Here is a 14566-nt window from a genome sequence, read left to right on the forward strand (position 1 = left end):
GGCGGGCTTCTCATCCCAGCGAACCACCCGAACCGATTCCTGCATAGAGTCCCGGTCTGCTCGAGCGCAGTCGCAGGGCCCAGATGGTGCCGATGACGCCGGGGATGAGGACGATGGCCGGCAGCAGCCAGGACAGCACCGAGGCGCCCTCGAGTCCGATGAGGACGTTGAAGTTCACAACGATGGCGATGAAGAGCGCGGCCAGTCCGATCGCGGCGAGCCCTGGTGCGATGGCCCGGGTCCACAGGGAGTATTCGTCGGCACGAGTGCGGAGGAAGCCGATCACCGCGAGCGCGGTCAGCGCCATGAGCAGGACGAGGCCGAAGGCGCCCATGTTCGTCAGCCACGTGAAGAGGGTGACGACGGGAAACAGCGGATCCTCAGTGCCGGAGCCGACGATGGCGAAGACGACGATGACGACGAGCGCGAGCCCCGATTGGGCGAGGGATCCGGCCACCGGGGCACCCGACCGGCGCGATGTCCGGGCGAGGAAGGTCGGCAGCACGCGGTCGCGACCGAGGGCGAAGAAGTAGCGGGCGACGATGTTGTGGAAGGCGACGAGAGCGGCCAGCAGAGAGGTGAGGAAGAGCAGGTTCGCGAGATCGACGAACCACACGGGGGCGTGCTCGCCGAGGAAGACGAACATGAGGTCGGGCCCGAACTCCTGGGACCGGCCGATGACGTTCGAGGCCCCTTCGCCGACGACCATGGCCCAGGCGGAGAAGGCGTAGAACACGGCGATGATGGACACCGCGATGATCGTCGCCCGGCCCGCGGTGCGCTTGGGGTCCTTGACCTCCTCGTTGTAGATGGCACCGGATTCGAAGCCCATGAAGGCCGCGATCGAGAACGCCAGGGCCGCACCGACGCCCGGAGCGAAGAGCTCCCCTGGCAGCAGGCCGGCCGCGCTCACACCGGCCGGACTGTGACCGAGCCCGATGATGTCGAAGACGATGACGACGAGGAATTCGGTGCCGACGATGACGCCGAGGACCTTGGCGGAGAAGTCGACCCTCGAGACGCCCATGATCCCGACGATGACCCAGGCGATGAGTGCGCAGATCCACCAGTTCACCTCGATCGCGAACAGCGAGTCGAGGAATGAGGAGAAGACGAATCCGAACATTCCGGCGATGCCGATCTGCATCGCGTTGTAGGCCACGAGCGCGGTCAGTGCCGCGCCCATGCCTACGGGTTTGCCCAGGCCTTTCGAGATGTAGGCGAAGAAGGCTCCCGCGTTGTGCACGTGACGGCTCATCGCCGCGTATCCGATGGCGAAGAGGATCAGCACGATGCCGAGGACGACGAAGGACAGCGGGATCCCGGTCAGTCCGGTGACCGCGAAGTTGCTCGGCACTCCCCCGGCGACGACGGTCAGCGGCGCCGAGGCGGCGATGATCATGAAGACGAGTGCCGGGGTGCCGATGCGGCGGGCATCGAGGCCCGCGGTCACCGTGGTGTCCGGAGTGGCCGCGCTGTCTGCGGCCGGTTCCGATCCGAGAATGCTCATGAGATCCACCTGACGTCTGTGTCTGTGCACTCAGCATGGCCCTGAGCGGGCCTCCGCGTCTTGGCTTTGCAGGCAGAGAGCTTGACGATCGGTGCGGGAAGAGCGCCGGTCAGCCTCGGCGGGTCGATCCTTCGGCGGTCATACGACGGAATTCCGCGGGCGGGCGACCCACGGCCGCACGGAAGAGGCGAGAGAAGTGGGCAGGGTCGCTCAGTCCCCAGCGGGCCCCGATCGCTGAGACGGGGACCTGGCGCTGCAGCGGGTCGACGAGGTCCTGGCGGCAGCGGTCGATCCGGCGCCGGCGAATCTCCCCGGCGACGGTGTCCCCGCTGCCGGCGAAGATCTGGTGCAGGGTGCGCACCGACATGAAGTGGGCGGCCGCGATGGTCGATGGTGAGAGCCTGGGGTCGCCGAGGTTGGCCTCGATATGAGCGGTGATGTCCGACCACAGGCGGTGCCTCTCGTCCGCACCTTCGCCGGAGTCGGAGAGTTCGTCGGCCATCACGGTGGTGAGCAGGTCGACGACGTTGCCGGCCAGTCTGATGCCGACGGAGCGGCTGAGGGTTGGCAGCATCGCCCCGGCCTGGGTGATGATCTGGGTGGCGACGGCGCCGAGCTGGTGGTCGGCACCGATCGAGGTGGCGGTGAGCTGCCGGACGGTGTCGGTGGGCAGGTTGACCCGTGACTGCGGGAACATCATGACGTAGGAGGAGAAGTCGCAGTCGAAGCTGAGCGTATAGGGCCGGGAGGTGTCGTAGATCGCCAGCGATCCCGGGGCCAGGGACACCTCCCGACCGTCCTGGATGAGCAGTCCGTGCCCTTTGAGCTGGAGTGAGACCTTGTAGTAGTTCTGCGGTGGCGCCTTGCCGTCGGTGCCGCCGACACCTGCGGATATGAGCTCGGGGGTGCGCAGCACTGCGTGGGGATTGGCGGTGATGTGGGACATGACGACCGAGTCGTAGTCGCGGGCGCCGATGGTTCCGCGGAACCCGCCGCGGCGCTGGGGTTCGGTGTCCAAGGGCACGAACGAGTCCGAGACGAGTGACTGCCACCCGTCGAAGTCTGAGGCTGTGCTCTCGAGCAGCATCGACGTCCTCCACAGAAACGACCGACCGCCGACCTCTGCGTCGGCGATCACCTGGCGCTCACTCTAGCCGCAACCGTGCTGAGAGTCACGAGTTCGGCGCGGAATTACCGACCGATCGGTCATGTTCGGTCGAGATGCGGGAGAGAAGGAAGTCGAGCTGGGCTCGGAGGCCCGCGAAATCAACGACGTCCCCGCCGATGATCGCCGTCGTCTGGGCACCGAGGAGGTAGGTGAGCAGGACTTCGGCGCAGGGCTCGAGCACCACCTCGGCGGCCAACCGACCGTCCTCGCTGGCCTGGCGCAGCCAGCCGAGGATCCACCCCCTCCACAGGGTCATGGTCCCCCACGTCGAGCGGGCATGCTCGGGACTCTGCGCCACCTCGGCGAAGAAGGACAGGACGACCCTGGCCTCATCGTGTAGTTCGGGGGTGAGGGGGAGGACTTCGGAGGCAAATGCGCGCAGGGCGGGCAGGCCGCGCAGTCCGGCGGTTGTCAGTTCGACGCGCCGGTTCGTCGCCTCGAAGACGTAGAGGTAGGTGGCCGCGAGCAGTTCGGACTTCGAGGCGAAGTAGGACTTGATCGCACCATTGGCGAATCCCGCCTCCGCCGCGATGTCGCGCATCGTCGCCCCGGCCAGACCCTGGCGGACGATGATGCGCAGGGTCGCCCCGACGAGCTCGCTGCGACGCTGGTCGTGGTCGACGATCTTGGGCATGCGTCCTCCGTATCTCCGATGGCGGCACTCTTGACTTTATTTTCTACAAGCGTAGATTATTGCGTGAGTCAGCACACACATTACGTTGCAAAGGTGCACATATGTCCTGCCATTCCGGATCCGCCGAGGTGGCTGCTCCCACCGCTCTCACCGCGTTCTCCCTGCCCACCGAGTCCGAGATCGCGACCGTGACCGCGGCACTGCGGGAGGCGGGCGAGTTCCCCAAGACCGCACGCCTGGCCTATGTCGGTCTGCTCGATCCCGTCCGAGGTGCGGGTCGGGCCGAGCAGATCACCGCCGAGGCGGACCGCCGTTTCCGCGCCTTCGTCCTCGACAAGTCCGCCGGCACGGCGAAGGACATCATCGTCTCCGCCACACATTCCCGGCTGGTCTCCGTCGCCGAGGTGGACTCCACCGTCGAGGGCGAGTTCCCCGTCATGGAGGAGGAGTTCGAGGTCGTCGAGGCCGTCCTCGCCGCCGACCCGAGGTGGCAGGAGATCCTCGAGCGCCGCGGTCTGCCTCTCGACCAGGTGCGGGTGGCACCCCTGTCGGCCGGGGTCTTCGAGTACCCCGAGGAATCGAGGCGGCGGATCCTGCGCGGTCTCGCCTTCCTCCAGCAGCACAAGTCCGATTCGGCGTGGGCGCACCCGATCGACGGCCTCGTCGCCTATGTCGATGTCACCAACCGGACCGTCGATCAGATCCTCGACCTCGAAGACGTGCCCGTCCCCGCCGAGCACGGCAACTACACGGATCCGGAGCTGACAGGGCCACCGCGCACAAGCCAGAAGCCGATCGAGATCACCCAACCCGAGGGCCCGAGCTTCAGAGTCACCGCGGGCAATCACATCGAGTGGGAGAAGTGGTCGCTCGACGTCGGCTTCGACATGCGCGAAGGCCTCATCCTCCACAACATCGCCTTCGATGACGGCGAGCGCCGACGCAGGATCCTCGATCGGGCGGCGATCGCGGAGATGGTCGTCCCGTACGGGGATCCCTCGCCCGTACGGTCCTGGCAGAACTACTTCGACACCGGTGAATACCTCGTCGGGCAGTGGGCGAATTCGCTCGAGCTCGGGTGCGACTGCCTCGGCGACATCACCTATCTCTCCCCCTGGGTGGCGAACAACCTCGGCGAGCCGCGGCAGATCAAGAACGGCATCTGCATGCACGAGGAGGACGCCTCGATCCTCGCCAAGCACTCGGACCTGTGGTCCGGGGTGGCCTACACCCGGCGCAATCGGCGCTTCGTGGTCTCGTTCTTCACCACGGTCGGCAACTACGACTACGGCTTCTACTGGTACCTCTACCTCGACGGGACGATCGAGTTCGAGGCCAAGGCGACCGGCGTCGTGTTCACCTCGGCGCTGCCGAACGGCTCGAGCGATTTCGCCTCGGAGATCGCACCCGGCCTCGGCGCTCCGTTCCATCAGCATCTCTTCGGGGCGCGTCTCGACTTCGCCCTCGACGGCGGCAGGTGCCGGGTCGAGGAAGAGGATGTCGTGCGCCTGCCGAGCTCGGCGGACAACCCGCGCGGGAATGCGTTCAGCCGGTCACGAACGGTGCTGGGCACGGAGCTGGCAGCCCAACGCGACGCCGACCAGTCCAAGGCTCGGACCTGGGTGGTCACGAACCCGAGCTCGAACAACCGCCTCGGCGAACCGGTCGGATACAAACTCCATCCCACAGGGCTGCCGACGCTGCTCGCGGCCGAGGATTCCTCGATCCACCGGCGGGCGACGTTCGCCTCGAAGGCACTGTGGGTGACGCAGTATCACGAGGACGAACGCTACCCGACGGGCGATTTCCCGAATCAGCACCCGGGGCATGCGGGGCTGCCGGCGTGGACGGCCGCCGATCGCAGCGTCGACGGTGAGGACATCGTCCTCTGGCACAGCTTCGGCCTCACCCACTTCCCGCGGGTCGAGGACTGGCCGATCATGCCTGTGGACACGGTCGGCTTCAAGCTGCGGCCGGAGGGCTTCTTCGACCGCTCCCCCGTCCTCGACGTCCCGGCCCCGGCTGCCGGCGGGCACTGCTGCGAGGGCTGACCCCTCCCACTGCTACCTGACGGGCGCCCAGCAACATGGCGCGAGGTTGCTGGGCGCCCGCCGGGTAGTTCTGAGAGTTCAACTGAGGTGGGGAATTGACGATGCGTGCGTGGGTGCGCGGCCTGGATTGGCGACGCGTGCGGATTTGCTGCCGATCCCTTTCGCTGCGGTGACCCGGCTCACTAGCCTGACGCCATGACCATCACAGACTCCGGCACCGTCGCCGAGGCGAGCGCCACCTTCCCCACCGCACTGCCCACCAAACACTTCGACTACATCGTCGTCGGCGCCGGATCCGCCGGGTGCGTGATCACCCGCCGACTCATCGATGCCGGGAAGACGGTGTGCCTGATCGAGGCCGGCGGGGATGAGACGAATCCGAACATCGACCATCTCAACAACCTCGGCCTGATCTGGCATTCGGCTCAGGATTGGGACTATTACACGGTTCCGCAGCCCGGCGCGATGAACCGGAAGATCCATCTGCCGCGCGGCAAGGTCCTGGGCGGGTCGAATGCGCTCAACGCCGTGATCTGGGTCCGCGGCGACGCCTGGGACTACGAGCAGTGGGTCGACTCCGGGTGCCCCGGCTGGTCCTGGGATGAGGTGTCCCCGGTCTTCGCGGCCATCGAGAACTTCGACGGGGCGATCACGGAGACTCGCGGCACGGACGGCCCGATGGATGTGCGCATCGACTACCCGCGCAACCGACTCCAGGAGGACATGGTCGCCGCGGCCGAGCAGACCGGACTGGCCTACAACCCGGACTACAACTCCGGCTGCGTCGAAGGCGTCTCCCGGATCCAGCTCAACGTCCGGGACGGCAAGCGGCTGAACACGTGGCGCGCCTATCTCAAGCCCCGCCTCGGCGCCGACAATCTCACGATCCTCACCTCCGCGCACGCCCGCCGCCTGCTCATCGAGACCACACAGGTCACGGGCGTCGAGGTCGACTTCCGCGGTCGCACCGGTCAGATCAGCGCCGACGAGGTCATTCTCAGCTCGGGCGCCCTGGCGTCTCCCGAGCTGCTCCTGCGCTCGGGCATCGGCCCCGCCGAGGAGCTGCGTGAGGTCGAGGTCGAACCGGTCCACGATCTGCCCGGGGTGGGCAAGAACCTCCAGGATCACTGGCTCTCGCCCGTCGTCTTCGCTACCGGCGACACCGAGGTGCCGATGGGCGAGGTGGCACCTGCCGAGGTGCATCTGTTCTGGAAATCAGATCCGGAGCTTCCGGTCCCCGACACTCAGCCGCTCTTCTTCTCCGTGCCGATGTATGCCCAGGATTCGGCTCCCGCCGCCCAGATCGGGCCGGGACCCGGCGGCGCCTTCACCCTCCAGGGCGGACTCGTCCGACCCGAATCCCGCGGCGAGGTGACGCTGAGCGGACCGAATCCGCAGGACCCGATCATCATCGACCCGAACGTCCTATCCGAGCAGTCCGACGTCGACGCCCTCGTCGCCTCGGTGCGCCAGTGCCGGCAGATCGGTCGCGCGAAGGCCCTGGAATCGTGGCAGCCGGAGGAGATCTTCCCCGGCGCCGAGGTGGCCGATGAGGATCTCGAGGACTATGTCCGCGGTTCTGTGGTGACCTACCACCACCAGGTCGGGACCTGCCGGATGGGTCGGGACGAGACCGCGGTCGTCGATCCCGCCACGTTCAAGGTCCACGGACTCGAGGGGTTGCGCATCGCCGACGCCTCGATCATGCCGCTTGTGCCCACGGGCAATACGAACGCCCCGACGATCATGATCGCCGAACGTGCCGCGGCCGCCATGGTCGGCTCGAGCGTCGAGGGGATCACCGCGCCCGGTCAGTGAGCTGCGCAGTCATCCTCCCCACTGCTACCTGACGGCGGCCCAGCCACCTGGCGCCAGGTGGCTGGGCCGCCGTCAGGTAGCAGTGGGGAGGGTTGGGGCTCAGCCGCGCACCGCGTCGAGGGCGGCGAAGACGATCGAATCAGTGTCGATGCCGTGATGGCGGTAGACGTCGTCGATGTCACCGGACTGCCCGAAGCTGCTGACCCCGAGGGCCACGTGCTCGACGCGGTTGATCGTGGCGAGGAACGACAGCGTGTGCGGGTGGCCGTCGACGACGGTGACCAGCGGCGCGGTGCTCGAGGCCGGGAACACCTGGTCGAGGATCCACGACCCCTCGGCCGCCGAGTCGGTCCCCACCTCCCCGGCCGGCGCACGACGCTGCTTCGACTGCAGCGCCCGGTAGAGCAGTCCGGGACTCGTCACGCAGATGACCTCCGCAAGAACCCCGAGCTCCTCGAGACGGTCCGCGGCGGCGAGCACCTCGGTCATCAGCGCCCCCATTCCCACCAACCGCACGACGGTGCGCTCCGTCGACCGAATCCGGTAGGCTCCGGCGACGGCCTGCCGACGGCGACGCTCACGGGCGGCGGGATCGGCGGGCACAGCCGCCAGCGACTGGTCGACCCCGCGCGTGGACAGACGCAGGTAGGCCGACTCTCCGCCGGGCCTGCCCATCTGCGCCATGGCATGGAGCAGCGTCCACTCGACGTCCTGGGCGAACGCGGGTTCGTAGGTGATCAGACCGGGCACCTCGAGCCCCGTCGAAGGGGTCGTGATCGACTGGTGAGCACCGCCCTCCGGGGCGAGCGTGACACCCGAAGGAGTCCCGACGAGGATCGACTGCCCACCGGCGTAGATGCCGAAGGTCCACGGCTCGAGCGCGCGATTGACGAACGGGTCGTACATCACGCCGATAGGGAACAGCGGTTCGCCCCACCGACTCCAAGTCGCACCGAGTTCGCCGAGGAGGCCGACGAGGTTGGTCTCGGCGATGCCGAGCTCCATGTGCTGGCCGGTCGCCGATTCGTTCCACTGCAGAATCGTCTCCGAATCATCGGCGAACCAGTTCCTCGCCGCGTCCGCACTCCACACCCCGACCTTGTTGACCCATCCGCCGAGGTTGGTCGTTGAGGACACATCGGGGCTGACGGTGACGACCCGGCGGGCCGTCTCCGGGGACTGCCGACTGAGGTCCATGAGGACCCGCCCGAGCGCCGCCTGTGACGAGGAGGTGCCTTTGTGTGACCTGCCCAGGTCCCGCGGCAGGTCCACCGCCGGGGTCGGCGCGAAGTCCGTGCGCTTGAGACGTCGGGCGGCCGCCGTGACGAGACGTTCGGCGGGAGTTCCGGGGACGAACCGGGCCCAGGGCCGCTGCGGGTCTTGGCCGACTCGACTGGCCAGCTGGGCATACTCGGCCTCGTCGATGAGCGCCGAGTGGTTCTGCGGATGCCCGGAGCTCGGGAGCCCGTGTCCCTTGATCGTGTAGGCGATGATCACACTCGGTCGGGTGTCATCGATCCGTGCGAAGGCCTCGAGCAACGTCGGAATGTCATGCCCGCCGAGGTTCCTGATCGCGGCCAGCAGCGTGTCGTCATCGAGGTCGTCAATGAGGGCGCGCAGGCTTCCCGCGTCCTCGCCCTCGCCGGGCAGACGCTCACGCAGCTGCGCGGGAGTGCAGCGCAGGATCCGCTGATATTCGGGGTTCGACATCGTCAGGATGCGGGTGCGCAGCGCCGTCCCATCCTCCTGTAAGAACAGTTCCTCGAGCAGCCGACCGAACTTGACCGTGATGACCTGCCAGCCGGCGGCGTCGAACATCGCTTCGATCCGACCGGCCGCGATGTCGGGGACGATGCGGTCGAGCGACTGCCGGTTGAGGTCGACGATCCACACGATCTCGCCGAGGTGTTTGACCCCGGGATCGTTGACGGCTTCCCACACCGCTCCTTCGTCGAGTTCGGCGTCGCCGACGAGTGAGTACTGACGGCCGGTGCCAATGGGCCGCAGACCGGAGTCGACGTAGCGGCGGGCGACGGCGCCCCAGATCGGAGCGGTCGCCCCGATGCCGACGGAGCCCGTCGAATAGTCGGCTGGGACCGGGTCCTTGGTGCGGCTCGGGTAGCTTTGGAGACCGCCGAAGGCGCGCAGGCTCGTCATCTGCGTCTCGTCGAGGTCGCCGAAGAGGTAGTTGATGGCGTGCCAGACGGGACCGGCGTGCGGTTTGATGCTCACGCGGTCCTCGGGCCCGAGCTCGTGGAACCACAGAGCGGTCATGATCGAGGCGATCGACGCACACGAGGCTTGGTGGCCGCCGACTTTGAGGCCGCTGCGGTTGGGGCGGACGCGATTGGCGTGGTGGATGATCGAGGTCGCCAGCCACAGGAGGCGGTCGTGGATCTCCTCGAGTGCGGCGAGATCGGCGGGTGCGGGTGCGGGTGCGGCTGGGTGCTCCGGACGGGCGATGGCGGACACGGTTTCCTCCTCGAAACTGGCATGCTGGGCCCCGGGTTCGTGTGCAGGTCCAACGCGATGTGTCGCGCGTGGACCTGCACACCGAGGGCGGGGTCGCCCGAAAGTTCGCCAACGGGATCGGTCGGCGGGGCACCGATCAGGATGCCGATCAGTGTAATCAGGATCCAAACAGATCTGCGCGGAGTGCTCAATACTCAGAATCGAAACTGAGCACATTGCTCAATTTCGTACAACGTGACCTATCGTTGAGTAACAGTTTCGTTCACGGAAGTTGGTGCCCCATGCCCGGAGCCAGGCAGCGCAGAATCGCCGATGCCCTCGATGCGAAGATCCTTCTCGAACTCGTGCGCGAGCCGCGGGCGACCGTGGCCGGCATAGCCCACCGGGTGCGCGCTGCCCGCAACACCGCCCAGGCGCGGCTGAGTCGGCTCGAGGCCGAGGGGCTGCATCCCTTCGATCATCGCGTCGACGCCGCGGCACTCGGCTATCCGCTGCGCGCGCATGTGATGGCCAACCTCAAACAGTCACGACTCGACGAGGTCGGTGACGAACTCGGCCGGATCCCCGAGGTGCTCGAGGTCATCGGCGTCTCCGGCACGGCCGATACGCTCATCCAGGTCGTCGCCCGGGACACGGACGATCTCTACCGCATCGCCGGCCGTATCCTCGCCATCCCCGGGGTCAAGCGGACTCGGACCCTGGTGACGATGAAGCAGATGGTCCGCTACCGGGTGACTCCGCTGCTCCACCGCACGATCGAAAGCAGCTGACAGCCGCTCGCCCCAGCGGCGACGGTCCTCGGCTCAGGCGAAGGCGGCCGAGGCCCGATCGAGGCGGGCGACCTCCTCGGCGCTGAGCTCGAGGGTCGGGGCGGCCATGAGGGCGTCGAGCTGGCCCGGCGTGCGTGCCGAGACGATCGGCGCGGTCGCGCCCTTGGCGAGCAGCCAGGCCAGTGCCGCCGTCGCCGGTGCCGCATCGTGGGCCCGCGCGACGGCGAGGAGTTCGTCGACGGTCGTGAGCCCGTCGGCCTTGAAGTAGCCCTGGACCATGCCGCCGCGGCTCGCACCTTCGAGGTCGGCCTCGGTGCGGTACTTGCCGGTGAGGAAACCGGCGGCGAGACTGAAGTAGGTGAACACGCCGAGGTTGTGCTCGCGTGCCAGAGGCGCGAGCTCGTTCTCGTATTCCCTGCGGAAGACGAGGCTGTACTGGGGCTGGATGGCGACGGGTTTCGTCAGGCCCTCCGCCTCGGCAACCTCGAGCCATTCGCCCAGGCGCTGAGGCGAGTAGTTGGACACGGCCGCATACCGGGCCTTTCCGGAACGGACGATCTCGTCGAAGACGCGGGCCACCTCGGCGATGGGGGTGACCTCATCGTCCCGGTGGGCGTAGTAGAGGTCGACGTGGTCGGTCTGCAGGCGCTGCAGGGAGGCGTCGATGGCGGTGCGGATGTAGGCAGGGTCCTGAGTCTTGTGGTCGGGATGGTCACCGACCTTCGTGGCGAGCACGATGTCTTCGCGGTTGCCGCGCGCAGCCAGCCACGTGCCGATGATCGTCTCGGACTCACGGCCGGTGTTGCCCGGCACCCAGGCGGGATAGGACTCGGCGGTGTCGAGGAAGTTGCCGCCGGCGGCGACGAACGCGTCGAGGACGGCGCGGGATTCGGTCTCGTCGGCGGTCCAGCCGAAGGTGTTGGTGCCAAGGCTGATCGGGAAGATGCTCAGGTCGGTTCCCGGGATCTGGCTGTGCTGCGTCATCTCGCTCCTTCGAGTCCATGGTCGTCTCGGTCATCGGAGACAACGAAGGGCCGGCGGCGATTATTTCCCTGTTTCAGCAGGTGGGACCCTCACTTGAGCAGGCGGTCCATTCTGCGGTCACTGAGCTTCTTCCCGCCGGTCTGACAGCCGGGACAGTACTGCAGCGATTTCTCGGCGAAGGACACCTCGGCGATGGTCGACCCGCACACCGGGCAGACCTGCCCGGCGCGTGAGTGGACGGCGAATCCGCGTTTCTTCGCCGCCTTGATCTTTCCAGGTGGCAGTCCGGTGAGTGTCTCCCGTGCGTCGCCGAGCACTTGTCTGACCACCTCGTGCAGGGCGGGGGCGTCGACGGCGTTCGCCGCGGCGAACGGGGAGAGCGTGGCGGCGTGGAGGATCTCGTCGGAGTAGGCGTTGCCGATGCCGCTGATGAGCCTCTGGTCCTCGAGAACGGTCTTGATCCGCGAGGTCGAGCCCTTGAGGACTCGGGTGAACTCCTCGACGTCAATGCTCAGCGCATCGGGACCAGCCTCGGCGATGGCGGCGACTTCGGTCGGATCGGTCACCAGGGCCACCGAGGCGTTCTTCTTCGTGCCTTGCTCCACGATGTCGACCCCGGCTCCCGAGGCCAGGCGGAGACGCAGACCCAAGGGCCCCTTCCCCATCTTCACCGGAGTCAGCGGCACCTCGTCGTGCAAGGTCAGCCAGCCCATGCGAGCGAATCGGCAGACGAGACTGAGACCCTCGAATTCGAGGATGAGGGCCTTGCCGACGCGGCGCAACCCGGTGATCTCCAATCCGGCGATCGCCTCCAGCGGAGGATCGACGGTCTTGAGGATGCTCAGCTCGCCGACGAGGGCGCGTTCGATGAAGTCCCCGGTCAGGCGCGGGCGCAGGAAGTCGACGAGTGCGTCGATCTCGGGCAGCTCCGGCATGACTCCAGTATGCTCCTGCTCGGTCATCCGCGCATCCGTACTCGATCATCCGCGTCATCCGTGTTCGGTCGTCAGCGTCATCCGCGCATCCGTGTGCGCGTGTTCCTGTGTGCCGGTGTCACTGTCACCGGAGAACGAACGGCGGTGGGAGGACAGGGTCACCTGGCTTGTCCGTGCCCGCGCTCGGGTCTAGCGTGGAAGGACCACGAGGTGGCGTCGATGCCGCCGAAGGAGGTCGCTATGGCTGAGAATGTCGCTCAGAAGCTCATCGATTCGCACCTCGAGTCCGGGACGTTCGAACCCGGCGGCGAAATCGGCATCCGCATCGATCAGACCCTGACCCAGGACGCGACGGGCACACTCGTGATGCTCGAGCTCGAAGCTCTGGGACTCGACCGGATCCGGACGGACACCTCCGTCCAGTACGTCGATCACAACCTGCTGCAGACCGATGAGAAGAACCCCGAGGACCATATGTTCCTGCGCTCGGCGGCGCAGCGCTACGGCCTGTGGTTCTCCCCGGCCGGCAACGGCGTCTCCCATCCGGTGCACCAGTCGCGCTTCGGCAGGCCGGGGACCACGCTCATCGGTTCGGACTCCCACACCTGCGCGGCCGGGGCTCTGGGCATGCTGGCGATCGGTGTCGGCGGGCTCGAGATCGCCATGTCCATGGCCGGGGAACCGCTCTACATCAGCTCCCCGCAGGTCATGGGCGTCGAGCTCACCGGCCGGCTCCCGGACTGGGTCTCGGCGAAGGACGTCATCCTCGAGATGCTGCGCCGCCACGGCGTCAAGGGCGGAGTCGGCAAGATCATCGAGTACTACGGCGAGGGCCTGGAATCTCTGACGGCCATGGATCGCCATGTCATCGCGAATATGGGCGCTGAGCTCGGGGCCACGGCCACCGTCTTTCCCGCCGATGACGCGGTCAAGGACTATCTGACGGCCAGTGACCGCGCCGTTGACTTCACCCGCATCGTCGCCGACGAGGGAGCCGAGTACGATCTGCACGATTCGATCGATCTCTCGCAGCTCGAACCTCTCATCGCGGCACCGTCCTCTCCCGGCAACGTCCGCCCCGTCCGCGAGGTCACCGGTGAGGACGTCTTCCAGGTGGTCATCGGATCCTCGGCGAACCCCGGGCTGCGTGACTTCGCCGTCGTCGCCGAGACGCTGGCCGACCGGCAGATCCACGGCCAGGTCTCCCTCGACGTCAACCCGACCTCACGGGAGATCCTCGCCGACCTCATCGCCGGCGGCTGGCTGACCTCGCTCGTCGGCTCGGGAGCGCGCATCCACCAGTCCGGCTGCATGGGCTGCATCGGCATGGGCGAGGCCCCGGCAGTGGGCCGCAACAGCCTGCGCACCATGCCGCGGAACTTCCCGGGCCGTTCGGGCACGGACGAGGACGCCGTCTGGCTCTGCTCACCGGAGACCGCGGCCGCCGCGGCACTCACCGGCAGGATCACCGATCCCCGTGACCTCGACATGGACTACCCGCAGGTGCGACTGCCCGAGCGATTCTCCGCCAATCGCTCCATGCTCGTTCCGCCCCTGCCGATCGAGGAGGCCAGGGAGGTCGAACTCGTCAAGGGCTCGAACATCTCGACCCTCCCCGAGTTCGATCCGCTGCCCGACGACATCGACCTCGAGATCCTGCTCAAGGTCGGCGACGATGTGTCCACCGATGAGATCATGCCGGCCGGTTCTCGTGTGCTGCCGTACCGGTCGAACATTCCGAAGATCTCCGAGTTCGTCTACATCCAGGTCGACGACACCTACGCCAAACGTGCGGCCGAGCACGAGGGCGGGCACGCGATCATCGGCGGGGAGAACTACGGTCAGGGATCATCGCGCGAACACGCTGTCATCGCGCCGCGCTACCTCGGTCTGCGCGTGGTGGTTGCGAAGTCCTTGGCACGCATCCACTGGCAGAACCTCGCGAACTTCGGGGTCCTCGCCCTCGAATTCGCCGCGGAGGACGACTACGACGCTCTGTCCCAGGGCGATGTGCTGGAGTTCCGCAGGCTGCGCGAGGAATTGGGCCGAGGAGAGACGATCACCGCCGAGGCGGACGGTCGGAAGTTCTCCTTCCGCCATGGCCTCTCGCCCAGGCAGGTCGAGATGGTCCTCGCGGGCGGTCGCATCGCCCAGCGGGCTGCGAAAGAAGGCTGACCCCAGCTACCTGACGGGCGCCCAGATACCTGGCGCGAGGTATCTGGGC

General features: G+C 67.2%; 10 protein-coding genes. 4 read left to right on the top strand and 6 right to left on the bottom strand.

What is annotated here, in order from left to right:
• Positions 1-10: 10 nt before the first annotated feature.
• The 3 genes from CV023_RS16685 to CV023_RS16695 all read right to left on the bottom strand — a co-directional run bounded on the left by CV023_RS16685 (position 11) and on the right by CV023_RS16695 (position 3312).
• Positions 11-1510, bottom strand: coding sequence for an APC family permease (locus CV023_RS16685; protein WP_230747953.1), 1500 nt, complete (start codon positions 1508-1510; stop codon positions 11-13).
• A 109-nt stretch (positions 1511-1619) separates the two neighbouring features.
• On the bottom strand, positions 1620-2648 hold the full coding sequence (locus CV023_RS16690) for a helix-turn-helix domain-containing protein (RefSeq protein ID WP_230747955.1): 1029 nt from the start codon (positions 2646-2648) through the stop codon (positions 1620-1622).
• Between the two features lie 34 nt (positions 2649-2682).
• Positions 2683-3312, bottom strand: coding sequence for a TetR/AcrR family transcriptional regulator (locus CV023_RS16695; RefSeq protein WP_230747964.1), 630 nt, complete (start codon positions 3310-3312; stop codon positions 2683-2685).
• Between the two features lie 101 nt (positions 3313-3413).
• On the opposite strand from CV023_RS16695, the gene CV023_RS16700 reads away from it, so the two are divergent.
• Positions 3414-5363, top strand: coding sequence for a primary-amine oxidase (locus CV023_RS16700; protein ID WP_230747965.1), 1950 nt, complete (start codon positions 3414-3416; stop codon positions 5361-5363).
• A 195-nt stretch (positions 5364-5558) separates the two neighbouring features.
• Entirely contained in the window at positions 5559-7181 is a 1623-nt protein-coding gene (locus CV023_RS16705) for a GMC family oxidoreductase (protein WP_230747966.1), read from the top strand.
• A gap of 99 nt (positions 7182-7280) precedes the next feature.
• Here CV023_RS16705 and CV023_RS16710 read toward each other — a convergent pair whose 3' ends face one another.
• The gene (locus CV023_RS16710; protein ID WP_230748055.1) at positions 7281-9644 is read right to left on the bottom strand and encodes a transketolase-like TK C-terminal-containing protein; all 2364 of its coding nucleotides are present in this window, start codon (positions 9642-9644) and stop codon (positions 7281-7283) included.
• A 290-nt stretch (positions 9645-9934) separates the two neighbouring features.
• Here CV023_RS16710 and CV023_RS16715 point away from each other — a divergent pair, with 290 nt between their 5' ends.
• Positions 9935-10423 carry an Lrp/AsnC family transcriptional regulator gene (locus CV023_RS16715; RefSeq protein ID WP_230747967.1) on the top strand — a complete coding sequence of 163 codons (489 nt, stop codon included), beginning with the start codon at positions 9935-9937 and terminating at the stop codon, positions 10421-10423.
• A gap of 33 nt (positions 10424-10456) precedes the next feature.
• Here the strand turns inward: CV023_RS16715 and CV023_RS16720 are convergent, their stop codons facing one another.
• Positions 10457-11407 carry an aldo/keto reductase gene (locus CV023_RS16720; RefSeq protein ID WP_230747968.1) on the bottom strand — a complete coding sequence of 317 codons (951 nt, stop codon included), beginning with the start codon at positions 11405-11407 and terminating at the stop codon, positions 10457-10459.
• A gap of 89 nt (positions 11408-11496) precedes the next feature.
• Complete coding sequence (locus CV023_RS16725) at positions 11497-12369, bottom strand: DNA-formamidopyrimidine glycosylase family protein (RefSeq protein WP_230747969.1); 873 nt, start codon at positions 12367-12369, stop codon at positions 11497-11499.
• Between the two features lie 213 nt (positions 12370-12582).
• On the opposite strand from CV023_RS16725, the gene CV023_RS16730 reads away from it, so the two are divergent.
• Positions 12583-14517 (top strand): aconitate hydratase, encoded by a 1935-nt coding sequence (locus CV023_RS16730; protein ID WP_230747970.1) that lies wholly within the window; start codon positions 12583-12585, stop codon positions 14515-14517.
• Positions 14518-14566: the final 49 nt, after the last annotated feature.

Origin of the sequence: Brevibacterium sp. CCUG 69071 (assembly GCF_021023135.1) — a bacterium.
Taxonomy (GTDB): domain Bacteria; phylum Actinomycetota; class Actinomycetes; order Actinomycetales; family Brevibacteriaceae; genus Brevibacterium.